The organism is Streptomyces lincolnensis (assembly GCF_001685355.1).
GTDB classification, from domain to species: Bacteria; Actinomycetota; Actinomycetes; order Streptomycetales; family Streptomycetaceae; genus Streptomyces; species Streptomyces lincolnensis.
On record NZ_CP016438.1, the window covers coordinates 1 to 15,274 of the forward strand.

Here is a 15,274-nt window from a genome sequence, read left to right on the forward strand (position 1 = left end):
ATCTGCAACTTGGCTTGTAGTTAAGGTATCTGAGTGGACGTCCGCTCCGCGGTCGTCCACTGGCTGGCAAGTAGGCGAGAGTGTGCCACGCGGCTCCTGTGAGGCAGGCCCCGGTCTGGAGAGGGAAGAAGCAGTTCAACCCGTTCTCCCACGGACCGGACCTGGCCAGCACTCCCCATGCCTCCTAATGGAAGCAAAAAACTATGGAGTATCTGAGATGTTGTCTTCCCCTCTTCAAGGTCATGCGGCCTGATATCGAGTCAGTTTGGCTCGGGCAGTTCGCAGCGGAGTCACCTGCGCGGTTGCAACTATCTCTCGTGGAGGTCACGCAGATGGATCCGCGGGCCTGGCCCGATATGCGTGACCCGGGCTTCGGACGGCGCTGGCGGACGCAGGCTGCGACGTTCTCCTGGAGCAGCGAGTAGGCGTAGAGCGTGGCGGCGTTGAACCGTTCCTAGAGACTGAGCGGGAGTGAGTCCTGTTGCCAGGCCCCCTGCTCAGCAGAACGCCCCGAACGGTGTTGGGCGTTCTGGTCCCCCGCGTTCGCTCCGCATCCGGCGCGCACGGATCGTGGGGGCACCCGGTCCAGCCTGGACGGTCCGATGCCCCTGCTCATCACTCCGGTGAGCAGGGGGCGGTGCCGTCCGACGCCGGACCGGGTGCCGCAGGGCGCGCCTTCTGATCGCCACGGCGGCAGCCTCATGGCGAGTGGTCTTACGAGTCTTGGAGTTGAGGGGTTTCTGCCGTGCTGGGCGGCCCCAGCGGCTGGTGTAGGCCGGGTGCACGGCGATGACCGCGATACCGGTCTGGTCGGTCATCGAGGTCAGCCGGGCACGCAGCCGGCCGGTGGGCTTGCCCGGGTCCTCTATGTCGCGGTAGGGCGCGGCGGATCTAGGGCGCCATCCGCCTGTCTCCTTGACGGTGCTCCGGCCAAGGTGCCTGGCGCAGCGTCGTTCACCAGGCGGATCGGTTGCGATCACTGACTCACTCTGCTTACGATTACGATCGTAATTTAATGGAGCCGCATTAGGCCACGCCATCCGTGCTCCGGTCATCTCCTCTCCACTTCACCGGGAACCTTCATGGACCTCTCCACCAGCACCGCCCTTGTCACCGGCGCCAACCGGGGATTCGGCCGAGCCCTCGCCGCCGAACTGCTCAGCCGCGGCGCCACCGTCTACGCCGGCGCCCGCAACCCCGACCAGGTCGACCTGCCCGGCGTGAAGCCGATCGCGCTCGACATCACCGACCCCGTCTCCGTCGCGGCGGCCGCCGAGGCCACCGGCGACATCACGGTCCTGGTCAACAACGCGGGGTCGTCCACCGGCGCCGACCTGCTGACCGCCGACCTGGACGCCGTCCGCCTGGAGATGGACACCCACTACTTCGGCACCCTCTCGGTGGCCCGCGCCTTCGCACCCCAGATCGCGGCCAACGGCGGCGGGACGATACTGAACGTCCTGTCCGGCCTGTCCTGGGTCAGCTTCCCGGACTTCGGCGCCTACTGCGCCGCCAAGTCCGCCGAGTGGTCGCTCACCAACACCCTGCGCCTCCAGCTCGCCGACCAGGGCATCCGCGTAGCCGGCCTGCACGTCGGCTACATGGACACCGACATGGTCCGAGCCGTCGACGCGGCCAAGTCCGACCCGGCCGACATCGCGCGCATCGCCGTCGACGGCATCGCCGCCGGCGCCTACGAGATCCTCGCGGACGAGGCCTCCCGACAGGCGCAGGCCGCACTGGCCGGAGGCGTCTCCGCGCTCTACCCGCAGCTCCCCTGAGGCGCACCCGCCCCACCGGCCAACCGCCAGGCACGTCCGCCAAGGGAACGCCACGGCACAGCATCTGTGATTCGTCGGTCGGTCAAGCGTGCTGTACGGCCGGCGACGGTTCCCCCCGTGTGTCGGGTCTTGCCTGCTGGGCGCTTCTCGGCCTATTGTATTATGAACGTAAGGTAAATGGTGGGGACAGAGCGGTGGCTCGCCATCAGCGCGAACGAACGCCCACGCCATGCCGCACAGGTGCAGGCGGGACCGGCCCAGCCGACGCAGCTCCGAGTGACAAGCCGACGACACCCGCACCCCACCAGGCGCAACAGCTCCGTGGTCGCGATCACGGCCACGCAAGCCCAACCCCTCAGGAAATGGAAACCACGCCATGAGCCAGCCCAGCACGATCCGCCTGGAGCGGACGACCCCGCGGACCGCGAGGATCACGTTCTCGAATCCCCCCGTGAACCTGGTGATCCCTGAGTCCATCGTGACGCTGCACAAGATCGTCTCGGAGCTGGAGAACGACCCGGACATCCAGGTCGTCGTCTTCGCCAGCGAACTCCCCGACTTCTTCATCAACCACTTCGACGCCACCGCGGCCGCCGACATCCCCGCGCCCGAGCACGAGGACGACAACCCGCTGTGGACCGACATGGTCCTGCGGCTGACCAAGGCCCCGTTCGTCAGCATCGCGGCCATCCGGGGCCGTACCCGGGGCGCCGGCAACGAGCTGGCCCTCGCCTGCGACCTGCGCTACGCCAGCCGCGAGAAGGCGTTCTTCGGCCAGCCCGAGGTCGGCCTCGGCCTCGTCCCCGGCGGAGGCGGCGGCGAGCGGCTTCCGCGCGCCCTCGGCCGCGACCGCGCGCTGGAGGCGATCCTGACCAGCGCCGACTACGACGCCGACACCGCCGAGCGCTGGGGATGGGTCACCCGAACCCTGCCCGACGCGGAACTCGACGCTTTCGTCGACGCGACCGTCGCCCGCCTCGCCTCCTTCGACCGGCAGGCACTGGCGACCGCCAAGTCCCAGGTCAACCGGGCGACACTGCCGCCGGACGCCCACCTGGTCGCCTCCTTCGGCGAGTTCGCGGGCACCCTGACGCAGCCGGGATTCGCCGCGCGCGCGGTCGGGCTCGGCGCACTGGTCGCCGAAAAGGGCCTCGACGTCGAGTACCAGCTGGGCGAGTACATCGGCCGGGTCAGCGAAGCCCTCTGATCACCCACGACCGACCGCAGCGCCCCACAGGGCGCCCGTAGGCGCCGCGACACCCCGGGCAGCGTCCATCCCCCACCCATCAGGGTTCCCACGGCGGCCGGGCACGCCTCAACGGCAGCCCGGCCGCCGGCTTCCCGGCCGGAGGGCCCCGCCGCACCCACCGGTCTCCGAACACGGAAAACGCGACGGCCAATGTCCCACCGTCGTCACGTGCAAGTGGACCGAACGTTCTCGCGTCCGGTGCCGTGACGTCGCCCACGGCTGGCTGTGACGTCTGTCAGCGGCCCCTCGATATTGGCCACCTGGCCCCACCTGGACGGCAAGCGGCGTGTGACGTCCCGAAAGCGGCCCCACTGCCACTCGCTGCAGATACGGCCACGAGGTGGGGCCGCCGCGGACCGTCATCGAACACCCGTCGGCGCCAACGATGGCCAATTCGGTGGGGCCAATCGCCGACGTCAAAGCCACCCACGGCACATGAACAGCTCTCGGCAGCGGCGCAGCCCATCCTTTGAGAGGGCTTCTGCTGCAATGCCGCACCAACGGCTCGAAATCGCAGGCTCTTGCGTCAGTGTCTGCCTCTCGGGTGGTCGGCCCTGTGTCGGTCGGCTGCGGTCAGGCTTCTGGGCCCAGTGCTGCCGGCTGATCGCTGCTGCCGTGCGCCAGCGAGGCGAGAATCTCCTTGCGGCAGACATCAAGGATTTCGTCCGCCAGCGGAGAATCGTCCGGGCATGCCCGCGACAGCATGACCGCTCCGACCGAATGGGCGAGCATGTCGATCACCATGGTGCGGGCCGCGCGTTGGTCCGCATCCCCCAGCGTGTCGCTTGGGGCCTGAAGGGCCGTCAGCAGGTTCTCGATCCCGGCTGCGAACCCTGTTTTGATGTCCGCCGACTGACGTGCGGCATCGCCGCTGAGGGCCGCGATGGTGCAGCCGTCGCCGCGCCCGTCGCGATGCTCCCGGGAGACGTAGCTCTCGACGAACTCGGCGGGATCCAGGCCTTCTGTCCGTGCCGCGGTCTGCGAGAGCCCGCTCGCGGACGCTTCGGCCATCAGGTCCGCCTTGGAGCGGAAGTGCTTGTAGAACCCGCCATGGGTGAACCCGGCCGCCGCCATCAGTTCCGCCACGCCGACACCGTCATAGCCGCGCTCGCGGAACAGCCTGGCAGCTGTCGCGACGATGTGCGCACGGTTCTGTTCCGCCTGTGCCCTGGTGACCCGCATGTGAAGCCCCCTTCCGCGGTCGACGCTCGACGTTCAAGCATACATAGATGTCGATCGACATCTATGAGGTTGACTTTTTAAATTACGACCATCATTGTATTGCTCATCCCTCCAGAAAGGCTCAGGCCATGAGTGACACGCACGCGACCGCACCGACCCAGTACATCGAGGTCGACGGTGAACGGTTCGCCTACCGCCGCTGGGGCAAGCCCTCCGGCGTCCCGGTCCTCCTCGTCCAGCACTTCCGCGGGGGAATGGACAACTGGGACCCGCTGCTCACCGACGGCCTGGCCGAAGGCCGCGAGGTGATCCTGTTCAACGGGCGCGGCATCGCCTCGTCGTCGGGCACGCCGCGCAACCGGGTCGAGGACATGGCCGACGACATCGCCGCCGTCATCCGGGCGCTGGGGCTGGAGCAGGTCGATCTGCTCGGCTTCTCGCTCGGCGGTTACCAGGCGCAGGAGGTCGCGCTGCGCCACCCCCAGCTGGTGCGCAAGCTCCTCCTGCTCGGCACCGGCCTGCGCGGCGGGGACCCGACGATGGACCCCAAGGTGCCCGAGGTGGCGCTGAACCCGGTCCCCACCCTGGAGGACTTCCTCTTCCTGTTCTTCGGCCGCTCACAGGCCGCGGTCGAAGCGGGCCGGGCCTTCTGGGAGCGACGCCACCAGCGGGCCGACCAGGACCCGCCGAGCTCGCCCGCAGTCGGGCAGGCGCAGTTCGAAGCGTCCATGGCCTATGCGGAGCCGCTGCCGGGCGAGAATCCCTACGCATACCTGAACGCGATCACCCAGCCCACGCTGGTCCTCAACGGCGAGAACGACGTGATGATCGCCTCGGTCAACTCCTGGCACCTCGCCCAGAACATCCCCGACGCCCAGCTACTGATCTACCCCGACGCCGGGCACGGAGCGCAGTTCCAGTACCCCGAGCGGTTCCTGAAGCACGCCCTTCAGTTCCTCGACGAGTAGGCAGCTGCACGCGAACGGCACATCCCCGGCCGACAGCCGCCCCCGGGCATTCCTGCGCCGTCCGCCACCCATAAAGCATTACGTGCGTAATTTAATTTGTCCATGCTCATGGCGGATGCCTCATCGGATGCACAGCCCGGAACGCAGGTCTGCCCGGATGTCCGCCACCAACAACCTGAGGAATCACGCATGCTCGACAGCCTGTGGACCCCGACCGTCGCCGGAAAGATCTCCCTGCCGCACCGTCTGGCGATGGCCCCCCTGACCCGGAGCAGGGCCACGCCTGACGGTGTGCCGACCGAGCTGAACGCCGAGTACTACGCCCAGCGCGCCTCGCACGCCCTGATCATCACCGAGGGCACCCAGCCCTCCGCCGACGGCCAGGGCTATGTGGTGACCCCGGGCATCTACACCGACGAGCACATCGCCGGCTGGCGCAAGGTCACCGACGCCGTGCACCAGGCCGGCGGACGCATCGTCATCCAGCTCATGCACGTCGGACGCATCTCCCACCCCGACAACACCCCCCACCACCGGCAGGCGGTGGCCCCCTCCGCGATCAAGCCGGCAGGCCAGATGTTCACCGGCTCCGGGATGCAGGAGATGCCCCAGCCCCGCGCACTGTCCACCGAGGAGATCGCCGCGACGGTCGACGACTTCCGGCGCGCCGCCGCGGCAGCCATCACGGCCGGCGCCGACGGCGTCGAGATCCACGGCGCCAACGGCTACCTGATCCACCAGTTCCTCTTCCCCAGCACCAACCAGCGCACCGACCGGTACGGCGGCTCCCTCGACAACCGCATCCGCTTCGCGGTGGAGGTCGCCACCGCCGTGGCCGACGAGATCGGAGCCGACCGCACCGGCATCCGGCTCTCCCCCGGCAACCCCTTCCAGCTCGGCGACCTCACGGAGCACGACACCCACGAGCTCTACCCGCACCTCGTACGCGCCCTCGCCCCCCTCGACCTCGCCTACCTGCACCTCGCCCACGGCGGCGACGAGGAACTCCTGGGCACGCTGCGCGAGCTGTGGCCGAACACTCTGATCCTCAACCGGGCCGGCACCGACATCGCCACCCGTGCCAAGGACATCGACAACGGCATCGCCGACGTCATCACCGTGGGCTCGATGGCCCTCGCCAACCCCGACCTGGTCGAGCGCCTCCACCCTTCTACGGCGGCGGCGCAGCCGGCTACACCGACTACCCCACCCACGCCGCCTGACCCAAGCCCCCGGCGCCCGAGGCAATCGCCTCCCTCGGGCGCTCCGGCGTACGCACGCCAGGGCATAGATGCTGAACGTCCGCACGCGTACCGAGCGCGGGTCCTGGGGTGCGACCCGGGCGGCAACGTCGTCGATCACGGTGAGCACCCCGTCGGTGTACGCGCGTCGGGTCGCGTCCGTGCCGCGGGCGATCTCGTCGAGCAGGGCGGCCGACGGGCAGCCGTGCTCAGGACTGTCACGGTGCTGCACCGAGAGAGGCCCGCAGGATCTGCTCCATCCGGGCCTGGCCGGGCACCGCCGCACCCACAGCCTCGCACTGCGCGCGCAACTGGTCGGCGACCGCCGTCGCGACCGGATCGTCCTTGGAGTCGAAAGGGGCGTGGTCGGTAGGCGGTCTCGACGTCGTCGAGCTGTGCCGGGTAGGGGTGTTCGGGGGCATGGCGGAAGTCCACGACGAGCGAGCGGATCCCGGCGGCCTTCGCGATGTGCCCGGCGGCCTTGCGGTCCGAATGCATGGAGGCGGTGGCTGAGCCGCCGAAGTGGAAGTGCAGCAGCGCCCGGTCGGGGTCGGCGCCGGCGGGGATGGCCCAGAGGGCGGGGACGCCGTCGGCGTCGACCTCGGCGTAGGTGACGTCTTCCGGTTCGGTGGACGCCAGGTGGTGCGTCTCGGCGATGTCGCGCACGATGCCCAGGTCCAGGCCCGGCGTCATCCACTTGGTGCGCACGCCGTCCAGGAACTGCGCGAACTCGATACGGGCGAGAGCGCGAGCAGGAGACGCGGCGGCGGATCAGCGAGACGGCTGGGCGTCGGTTCAAGAGCGACGGGATCGACGGTTCGGGGATCGCCGCGCTGATGGCCTGATGCCGGTCGCTCTTGTGGGGGCTGGACACGATGCGCCCCGCCCCCGGCGGCTGTCAGAACATCGTGTTGTCGTTGGCGGCGGTCTCGGGCACGGCCTGTTCGGAGCTCCAGTGCTCGACGATCCTGGCATCGCGGACCCGGAAGAGGTCGATGACCGACCGGCCACGCTCGCCCGGCGTGTCGACGTAGTGGCTGTGCACGGCGACCAGGTCGCCTTCGGCGATGACGCGTTTCGGTGTGACACTCGACTGCGGGAACTTGTCGAAGTAGCTGCCCAGGTCGGCCTTGAGGCCGGCCGCGCCGTCGGAGATGGTCGGGCTGTGTTCGTGGTAGTCGACGCCGACGTAGGTGTCGATGGCGGTCAGGTCCTTGCGGACCAGCAGTTGGTCGACGAACGCGGTGACCAGTTCCTTGTGGTAGGCGGTGAACCAGCGCTGCCCGACCGCGTCGGTCCGCGGCTCGCTGAGCGTGGCGAACATGTCGTTGCCGCTGGCCGTGGTGGCGGGCACTTCCTGAATGACGTCCCAGTGCTCGGCGATCTTGCCGTCCTGGAAGCGGAACAGGTCGAACACGGCCAGACCCTCGGTGCCCGGCACCATGACGTAGCGGGAATGCAGCAGCACCAGATCTCCGTCGGTGATGATCCGGCGGGGCTCGAAGGCGGCCTGCGGGAACTGCTGTCGCATGGCGCCGCTGAAGTACTTGAGGGCGTCGGCTCCGTCGGGCGCCAGGGGGTTGTGCTGGATGTAGGAATCGGGCCGCACGACCCGATCGACGATGGCCGTGTCGCCGAGGACGAACACGTCATGCAGCAGTTGGCTGGCAACGTGTGCCTTGCTGTCTCGGACGGTCAGCACGATCTTGCCGGTGGTGCGGCCGGTCTCGCCGAGCGTGTGCGCCTTCGCAGCCTCGGCGAGCGGGAAGGTGGCCTCGACGTGGGCGCGCAGTGCGCCGGTCTCGACGAGGGCGGCGATGGCCTGCATGCCGGCCTGGTCGGCCTCGACCAGCAGCGACTCGTAGCGGATCCCCCGCTCGGCGATCGCCGCCAGTTCGCCGGCGTCGACGGGTACCGGAAGGATCGAGACGAGGGTGCCGCCCGGGCGCAGCACGGCCACGGATCGGGCGCGGGCGGCGGAGTCGCGGGAGATCGGGTCGAGGACCACGTCGATGTCGCTGAGCACCTCGGTGAAGTCGACGCTGTGGTAGTCGATGACCTCGTCGGCACCGAGGGATCGCAGGAAGTCGTGTTTGGCGGCGCTGGCGGTGCCGATCACGTACGCGCCGCGGTCCTTGGCGATCTGCACGGCGAGGTGACCGACGCCGCCGGCCGCCGCGTGGATCAGGACTCGCTGCCCGGCCCGGACCCCGGCGGTGTCGACCAGTGCCTGGTAGGCGGTCAGCGCGGCCAGCGGCAGCGCACCGGCCTGGACGTGGTCGATGCCGGCGGGCTTGTGCGTGAAGACGCGGGCCGGCCCGGTCACGTACTCGGCGTGCGAGCCCACTCCGCCCGGGTAGGGCAGCATGCCGAAGACCTCGTCGCCGGGCTTGAACAGCGTGACGCCCACGCCGACGGCCTCGACGACGCCGGAGACGTCCCAGCCGAGCACCAGCGGCATCCGGGCGATGGTCGCGGACCGGGCACGGTTCCCCCAGTCGGTCGGGTTGACCCCGGCCGCGTGGACGGCGACCAGGATCTCGCTCACCCCTGGCGCCGGTTTGGGCAGCAGGGTCTCCTGCAGCACGTCGGGGGCGCCGTAGGTGTCCTGGCTGATGGCTCGCATGGTCTCGGTGTCCGTCATGGGCCCAGCCTGGCCGCCGTCACAGGCCCCTACAATGGCGTGATCGCCAATTTTCGACGGGATCCTGCCGTGATCAAGGTGCACCGCGTCGTTGTCCTCGCCTCGCACGGGGTGTACCCGTTCGACCTGGGCATTCCCCACCGCGTCTTCGGCGCCGCGGACGGCCGCTACGAGGTCGTGACCTGCACCATCGACGGTCACCCGGTGCGCACCAACGCGGACTTCTCCATCACCGTCGATCATGGCCCGGAGGCGTTGCGCACCGCCGACACCGTCATCATCGCGCCGTTCCACACCGGCAACCCCAGCCGTCAGACGTCGGTCGACCTGGCGCAAGTCCTCGCGTACGTGGCCCCCGGCACCCGGATCGTGTCGACCTGCACCGGCGCCTTCGTGCTGGCCGCGGCGGGGCTGCTCGACGGGCACCGGGCCACCACGCACTGGCACGCCACGGGCCTCTTCCGGGAGTGGTACCCGCAGGTGGAACTCGACCCGAACGTCCTGTTCGTCGACGAAGGCGACGTGCTGACCTCGGCCGGTGCCGCTGCCGGCATCGATGTCTGCCTGCACCTTGTCCGCAAGGACCACGGGAGCGAGATCGCCAACCGTGTGGCCCGCACCTGCGTCGTCCCCCCGTGGCGCGACGGAGGCCAGGCGCAGTACATCGAACACCCGGTCCCCGACGCAACGGCGAACGACACGTCCGCCGCCCGGCAGTGGGCGCTGCAGAACCTGCACAAGCCGCTGACGCTGAGCGACCTCGCCGAGCAGGCGAACATGAGCCTGCGCACCTTCGCCCGCCGCTTCAACGAAGAAGTCGGCTTGAGCCCCGGACGCTGGCTCATCCAGCAACGCGTCGACCGGGCCCGGCAGTTGCTGGAATCCACCGACCTGCCGGTCGACGAGATCGCCGGCCAGGTCGGCTTCGCCGGCGGCACCTCGCTGCGCGAACACCTGCACGCCGCTATCGGCGTCACACCACTGGCCTACCGGCGCACCTTCCGAGGCGCACCGGCAACGAGCCGTGCCGCCGCGGCGGATGCCCGGCGGGACGGTCAAGCACGTCGCCCTCGACCGTAAAATTATGCACGTCATGCCATCGGCCATGCCGGGAACCGGTATCGGTCGCGCGTATGACAGCAAACGCACCCGCGAGTCGAGTTGTGGCCGAACACGCTGATCCTCAACCGGGCCGGCACCGACATCGCCACCCGTGCCAAGGACATCGACAACGGCATCGCCGACGTCATCACCGTGGGCTCGATGGCCCTCGCCAACCCCGACCTGGTCGAGCGCCTCCACCCTTCTACGGCGGCGGCGCGGCCGGCTACACCGACTACCCCACCCACGCACACCGCTTGACCACAGCCCCCGGCGCCCGAGGCAGTCGCCTTCCTCGGGCGCTTCGGCGTACGCACGGCGCAGCCAAACAGCGGTGAACATGCGCTCGCGACGCGAGCGGTGCGCCGTCGATGACCACGAGGTCCCGTCCCGCGGCTCCGCATCCGGACTCGCCGACAAGGTCGTACTCATCACCGGCGGACTCGGCAGCGCCACGGCCCGAACCCTCCTCCCCCGCGGCGCCCAGGTCGGCATCGTGGATCTGCGTCCGGACACGCCGGAGATCGCGGCCGGCATTCGTCGTCCCACGTCGTCGGCTCTACCGCGGACGTCTGCGACCGCAGCGCGCTCGACGATGCCGTGGCCCACGTGTGTGAGCGGTTCGGGCGGGTTGACGTCGTGATCTCGAACGCCGGCATCATGGGGCAGGGCTCCACACTTCCGTGCCACGCCCGCACCCGCGGTCGACAAGGTGCTGGCCGTGAACATCAACGGATTCGTCAACACGGTCAGCGCGGCGATGGAGCAGATCATCGCCAACCAGGGCCAGGTCGTCCTGATCAGTTCCGTCTTCGCCTTCCTCAACGGTGTGGGGGCCATTCCCTACGCGATGAGCAAGTCCGCGGTCGAGCAGCTCGGGCGCGGACTGCGCGTGGAACTCGCCCGCCACGGCGCCTCCGCCACCACCGCCTGCTTCTCTCTGATCCAGACGGACATGATCAGAAACGGCCGCTGCTCAAGCGCCTGGAACTGGACCAGGCCGCCGAAGCCGTCGTGCAGGCCATCGAACACCGTTGACCCCGTGTGATCCGGCCGGCTCGCTGGCCCCGCCGTCCGTGCTGCGAGGAGCCTCCGGACAGTGCTGCCTGGGCCTGGCGGGCGGCGTTGTCGGCGAGGATCTCGTAGGCGCCGGCGGCGATGCCGTCCACGGCGATGCGCGCGATGTCGGCCGGGTGCGACCGGCAAGTCGGTGGTCTCCAGGAGGTGAGGAGCCCGGCCTACCCTCAGCTGATTCGGCCGGCGTCCCCCGCTCATGCCCACTCCTCGTGAAGCGGCGGGTGAAGGTGCCCAGGCTTCTCTGCCGTCACGGATTCATCCTGCCGCGTACACGCTACCGGCTACCGGCTACCGGGTGACCTTCCTGAGGTGGGTACGTGCGCGATGCCATCGCATCCGGACATACCCCAGGTTGGCCGCCTGATTCTACCACCTGGCTCCGCCGTCCTGGCCGAGCCGGCCTGATCAGGAAAGGTGGCGCTTGAGGATCTTGCCGGTGGAGGTCAGGGGCAGTGCGTCGACGAACTGGACGATGCGCGGGTACTTGTACCCGGCGAGCCGTTCCTTCGCCCAGGCCACGAGCTCGTCCTCGGTCGTGCCGCTGCCTGCCTCGCGCACCACGACGGCCTTGATCTCCTCGCCGTGGGACTCGTGCGGTACGCCGATCACGGCGACCAGCGAGACCGAGGGGTGCTCCATGAGGACTTCCTCGATCTCGCGCGGGTAGACGTTGAAGCCACCCCGGATGATCATGTCCTTGGACCGGTCGACGATGTAGTAGAAGCCGTCCTCGTCCCTGCGGGCTAGGTCGCCGGAGCGGAACCAGCCCTCTTTGATCGCCTCGGCCGTCGCGCCGGGCCGCTTGTAGTAGCCCTTCATGACGTTGTGTCCCCGGATCGCGATCTCCCCGATCGCCTCGGGGCCGCCCTCGGCATCCGACCAGTCATCGCGGATGAGCTTCATCTCCACGCCCGGAATGGGCACCCCGATCGAACCGACGCGGGGCTCCTCGCCGAAACGGGAGAAAGACGCGCTCGGCGAGGTCTCGGACAGCCCGTAGCCCTCGAGGATCGTCACACCGAAGCGGTCCTTGAACTGCTTGTGGATCTCGGCGGGCAGCGCCGCGCCGCCGGCCGCGGCCACACGCAGGTTCGCCGCCAGGCGGGCGACGTCGACCCTCTCGTCGAGCGCCGCGAGCAGACCCCAGTACATCGTCGGGACCCCGGCGAAGAACGTCACGTCGTGGGCAAGCATGAGGCGCAGGGCCGCCTGCGCCTCGAACCTCGGCTGCATCACGATCGTGCCGCCGAACGCGAAGGCGCCGTTCTGGACGACGGTCTGGCCGAAGGCGTGGAACAGCGGCAGCACACACAGATAGGTGTCGGGGCGCCCGGGATCGGCGGCGAACAGGTCGCGGCCGACGAGCGCGTTGTCGTACACGTTGCGGTGGCGCGACTCCGCGCCCTTGGGGTGGCCGGTCGTGCCGGAGGTGTAGAGGACCACCGCGGTGTCGTCCTCGTCGCGCTCGACCGTACGGAACGTCACGGGCTGCTCGGCGACGGCCGCCTGGTACGACTCCGGTGCCCCGCCCCGGCCGCGCCGCCGCTCTCGATCAGGAAGAACTCGGTGCAGCCATCGGTCGCCCGGAACCCCTCCCACGCGGCCTGCGCGATCGCAAGCTCCGGCGTGCCCTCGAACGCGAAGTACGCCTTCGCGTCCGAGTCGGCAAGGTGGTAGGCGATCTCGCCAGACCGCAGCAGCACATTCAGCGGCACGACCGCTGCGCCGGCCTTGAGGATGCCGAAGTAGACGCTGGAGAAGTGGGGCACGTTGGGGCAGGACAGCGCGACCTTGTCGCCCGGCTGGATCCCGCGCGAGGCGAGCAGGTTCGCGACACGGTTGGCGGCGGCGTCGAGGGCGGCATACGTGATGCGGTCGTCACCGAAGACGATCGCGGTACGCTCCGGGTGTCGGGACGCGGTGTCCGTCAGCAGTCGTGACACGTTGCGGCTCGGGCTGAGCATCATTGCTCTCCTGATTCTCCGGGGCGGTCGAGCCGGGCAACGGCCGAGACCGCCACGTGGGCCCATGGCCTGCCGTCCGATGGGCGGCGGATCGGCCACAAAATCACCTGCCGACCGTAATATTACGCGCGTCAGACCATAGATTAGGATGGGATACGAGGCAATGGCCCGGCGGAGTTGAGGGAGCAAGCCTGTGGCGCGCTACGCCAAGGAGCACAAGCAGGTCACGCGGCAGCGGATCATCGAGCGGGCCGGCCACCGGTTCAAGCAGGACGGCATCGACGGCTCCGGCATCTCCACGCTGATGTCCGACGCCGGGCTCACCAACGGCGCCTTCTACGCCCACTTCGAGTCCAAGGACGACCTCGTAGCCCACGTCGTCGCCGAGCAGCTGCGCGCGCAGGTCAAGCAGTACGACACGCTGCGGCCCGGCCGTGAGGGACTCGAGGATTTCATTCGCTGGTATCTGTCGCCCGAGCACCGGGACAACCCCGGCGACGGCTGCCCGTCCGCAGCGCTGCTCGACGAGATCGGCCGCTGCGGTGACGCGACCAAGGACGCCTACACCGACGGCGCCAAAGCCATCCTGGACGAGCTCGCCGCCCGTCTGGCGCCCGAGGATCCCCAGTCCGCCCGCAGTCAGGCCATCGGCCTCTACACCATGGCGGTGGGAACGCTGCAGCTCTCCCGCGCGCTCTCCGACCGGAAGTTCTCCGACGAGGTCCTCGAGCAGGGGATCGAGAACGCCCTCGCCTTCGCGCGATGACGGCCAGTACCGGCTGGGTGAGCACCTGACAAGGGCCGGGACGCCGGCGCCGTGCACCCACGTTTGCGCGCTCAGCCCGAGTGGGTGGCCCCTGGGGCGACTGCGCTCTCGGCAGCGACACCGACGCGACGGTCCTCCGCTCGTACGGCGGTCGGCGTCGCGCGCGTTCGGCATGCGCCGTAGCGGCAGCGCGCTCCTGGGCCTGGCGCTCGGACGGGACGCCGACCACACCGATCTGCGCGTCGCCATCCTGCACGACAACCGGCTCGGCGCCGTTTGGCCGAGAAGCGAGCAGGCCGGTTACGTCGAACAGGTGACAGAGCCGCCCGCCCACCGGGCGTCACGGCTCTGACCCACGTCCTCGACCCGTACGCAGACCGCACCGCGGCCCTACGGCCGGCCGAAGAACTCGAGAGCCGTCGGCACGAACTGCTCGTGGTACTGGAAGATGCCGCCGTGGCCGCCGTCGGGGTAGATCACCAGCTCGGAGTTCGGCAGTCGCCGGTCCAGGTCGTACGTGTTCGACGTCGGAACCATGCGGTCGTCGTCACCGTTGGCGACGAGCACGGGCACCTTGATGACGGACAGATCCTGCGGCCGTGCCAGCCCCCAGCGGTGGATGGCCTTGAGCTGGGAGAAGTAGGACTTGAGGCGGATCGCCTTGTCCCGGTCCTGCGTGCGCTCCTTCAGACGGGCCAGGAACTGCTTGCCGGCCCGAATCCCGTTCGGGGTGCGGGTGAAGAAGAGGAACTGCTTCACGTCCTGGAAGGTGAGCAGGGCCCGGAGGGTGTCGTAGTGGGAGATCCGGGTGACGTTCTTGATGCCCTCGCCGCCGGCCGGACCGGTGCCCGCGAGGATCAGCCTGCGGATGAGCTGCGGGTCGGTCTGGGCGATCACCTGGGCGATCATGGCGCCCATCGAGAAGCTGAGGACGTCGACCTGCTCGAACCCCAGCGCCCGGATGAAGGTGACGGCGTCCTTGGCCATCTCCTCGATGGTCTTCGGTGTCTCGCCGGTGGAGGCGCCCACGCCCCTGTTGTCGAACGTGATCACCCGGTGCTTGGCGGCGATGCCGTCGACGACCCGGGGGTCCCAGTTGTCCAGGACCGCGGCGAGGTGGGTGATGAAGATGACCGGCATGCCGGTCCGGGGGCCGAGGTCGCGGTAGGCGAAGGTCACTCCGTCGGCGGTGACGGTGCGGGTCTGCGCGTTCTTGTACGACGTCACCACGTCACCATGTGTTTCGCGTGCGTTCACGGTCGTGCCCTTCAATGTGTGGGTTACCGCCACTGTGCGCCAAT

Annotated in this window: 13 protein-coding genes and 5 pseudogenes; 10 read left to right on the forward strand and 8 right to left on the reverse strand. The window is 69.1% G+C overall.

The window, feature by feature from the left end:
* Positions 1 to 454: 454 nt before the first annotated feature.
* Positions 455 to 857 (reverse strand): annotated as a pseudogene (locus SLINC_RS48960) (IS200/IS605 family accessory protein TnpB-related protein); the annotation flags it as partial.
* 225 nt (positions 858 to 1,082) lie between these two features.
* Between SLINC_RS48960 and SLINC_RS00010 the strand changes: the two are divergent.
* Both SLINC_RS00010 and SLINC_RS00015 read left to right on the forward strand, forming a co-directional pair.
* Positions 1,083 to 1,781, forward strand: a complete 699-nt coding sequence (locus SLINC_RS00010; protein ID WP_067424965.1) for an SDR family oxidoreductase — start codon at positions 1,083 to 1,085, stop codon at positions 1,779 to 1,781.
* A 376-nt stretch (positions 1,782 to 2,157) separates the two neighbouring features.
* Positions 2,158 to 2,988, forward strand: coding sequence for an enoyl-CoA hydratase/isomerase family protein (locus SLINC_RS00015; protein WP_067424967.1), 831 nt, complete (start codon positions 2,158 to 2,160; stop codon positions 2,986 to 2,988).
* A 615-nt stretch (positions 2,989 to 3,603) separates the two neighbouring features.
* Here SLINC_RS00015 and SLINC_RS00020 read toward each other — a convergent pair.
* Positions 3,604 to 4,212 (reverse strand): TetR/AcrR family transcriptional regulator, encoded by a 609-nt coding sequence (locus SLINC_RS00020; protein WP_067424969.1) that lies wholly within the window; start codon positions 4,210 to 4,212, stop codon positions 3,604 to 3,606.
* A gap of 128 nt (positions 4,213 to 4,340) precedes the next feature.
* Here SLINC_RS00020 and SLINC_RS00025 point away from each other — a divergent pair, with 128 nt between their 5' ends.
* Together SLINC_RS00025 and SLINC_RS00030 are read left to right on the forward strand one after the other, a co-directional pair.
* Positions 4,341 to 5,180, forward strand: coding sequence for an alpha/beta fold hydrolase (locus SLINC_RS00025; RefSeq protein WP_067424972.1), 840 nt, complete (start codon positions 4,341 to 4,343; stop codon positions 5,178 to 5,180).
* Positions 5,181 to 5,369: 189 nt separating this feature from the next.
* Positions 5,370 to 6,403 (forward strand): annotated as a pseudogene (locus SLINC_RS00030) (alkene reductase).
* Positions 6,404 to 6,538: 135 nt separating this feature from the next.
* On the opposite strand, the gene SLINC_RS48965 reads toward SLINC_RS00030, so the two are convergent.
* The 3 genes and pseudogenes from SLINC_RS48965 to SLINC_RS48380 all read right to left on the reverse strand — a co-directional run.
* Complete coding sequence (locus SLINC_RS48965) at positions 6,539 to 7,114, reverse strand: alpha/beta hydrolase (protein WP_225988468.1); 576 nt, start codon at positions 7,112 to 7,114, stop codon at positions 6,539 to 6,541.
* A 205-nt stretch (positions 7,115 to 7,319) separates the two neighbouring features.
* Positions 7,320 to 8,123 carry a nuclear transport factor 2 family protein gene (locus SLINC_RS48975; protein ID WP_225988469.1) on the reverse strand — a complete coding sequence of 268 codons (804 nt, stop codon included), beginning with the start codon at positions 8,121 to 8,123 and terminating at the stop codon, positions 7,320 to 7,322.
* Positions 8,112 to 9,047, reverse strand: a pseudogene (locus SLINC_RS48380) (NADP-dependent oxidoreductase); the annotation flags it as partial. The gene SLINC_RS48975 and the pseudogene SLINC_RS48380, both read right to left, overlap by 12 nt.
* An 87-nt stretch (positions 9,048 to 9,134) precedes the next feature.
* Here SLINC_RS48380 and SLINC_RS00045 point away from each other — a divergent pair.
* From SLINC_RS00045 to SLINC_RS48725, 4 genes and pseudogenes are all read left to right on the forward strand, one after another.
* Positions 9,135 to 10,145 (forward strand): GlxA family transcriptional regulator, encoded by a 1,011-nt coding sequence (locus tag SLINC_RS00045; RefSeq protein WP_107406526.1) that lies wholly within the window; start codon positions 9,135 to 9,137, stop codon positions 10,143 to 10,145.
* A gap of 81 nt (positions 10,146 to 10,226) precedes the next feature.
* Complete coding sequence (locus tag SLINC_RS00050) at positions 10,227 to 10,427, forward strand: hypothetical protein (RefSeq protein ID WP_067424981.1); 201 nt, start codon at positions 10,227 to 10,229, stop codon at positions 10,425 to 10,427.
* Between the two features lie 141 nt (positions 10,428 to 10,568).
* A pseudogene (locus tag SLINC_RS50315) lies at positions 10,569 to 10,826 on the forward strand (SDR family NAD(P)-dependent oxidoreductase); the annotation flags it as partial.
* A 28-nt stretch (positions 10,827 to 10,854) separates the two neighbouring features.
* Positions 10,855 to 11,214, forward strand: a pseudogene (locus SLINC_RS48725) (SDR family NAD(P)-dependent oxidoreductase); the annotation flags it as partial.
* 434 nt (positions 11,215 to 11,648) lie between these two features.
* Here the strand turns inward: SLINC_RS48725 and SLINC_RS49920 are convergent.
* A complete protein-coding gene (locus tag SLINC_RS49920) occupies positions 11,649 to 12,728 on the reverse strand; it encodes an AMP-binding protein (RefSeq protein WP_250637355.1) in 1,080 nt (359 codons plus the stop codon).
* Positions 12,725 to 13,210, reverse strand: a complete 486-nt coding sequence (locus SLINC_RS49925) for an AMP-binding protein (protein ID WP_250637356.1) — start codon at positions 13,208 to 13,210, stop codon at positions 12,725 to 12,727. Before SLINC_RS49925 ends, SLINC_RS49920 begins: the two co-directional genes overlap by 4 nt.
* A gap of 190 nt (positions 13,211 to 13,400) precedes the next feature.
* Here SLINC_RS49925 and SLINC_RS00065 point away from each other — a divergent pair, with 190 nt between their 5' ends.
* Both SLINC_RS00065 and SLINC_RS00070 read left to right on the forward strand, forming a co-directional pair.
* Entirely contained in the window at positions 13,401 to 13,973 is a 573-nt protein-coding gene (locus SLINC_RS00065; protein WP_067424987.1) for a TetR/AcrR family transcriptional regulator, read from the forward strand.
* 172 nt (positions 13,974 to 14,145) lie between these two features.
* Complete coding sequence (locus SLINC_RS00070; protein ID WP_067424990.1) at positions 14,146 to 14,325, forward strand: hypothetical protein; 180 nt, start codon at positions 14,146 to 14,148, stop codon at positions 14,323 to 14,325.
* Between the two features lie 38 nt (positions 14,326 to 14,363).
* Here the strand turns inward: SLINC_RS00070 and SLINC_RS00075 are convergent, their stop codons facing one another.
* Complete coding sequence (locus SLINC_RS00075) at positions 14,364 to 15,230, reverse strand: alpha/beta fold hydrolase (RefSeq protein ID WP_067424993.1); 867 nt, start codon at positions 15,228 to 15,230, stop codon at positions 14,364 to 14,366.
* Between the last annotated feature and the right edge of the window lie 44 nt (positions 15,231 to 15,274).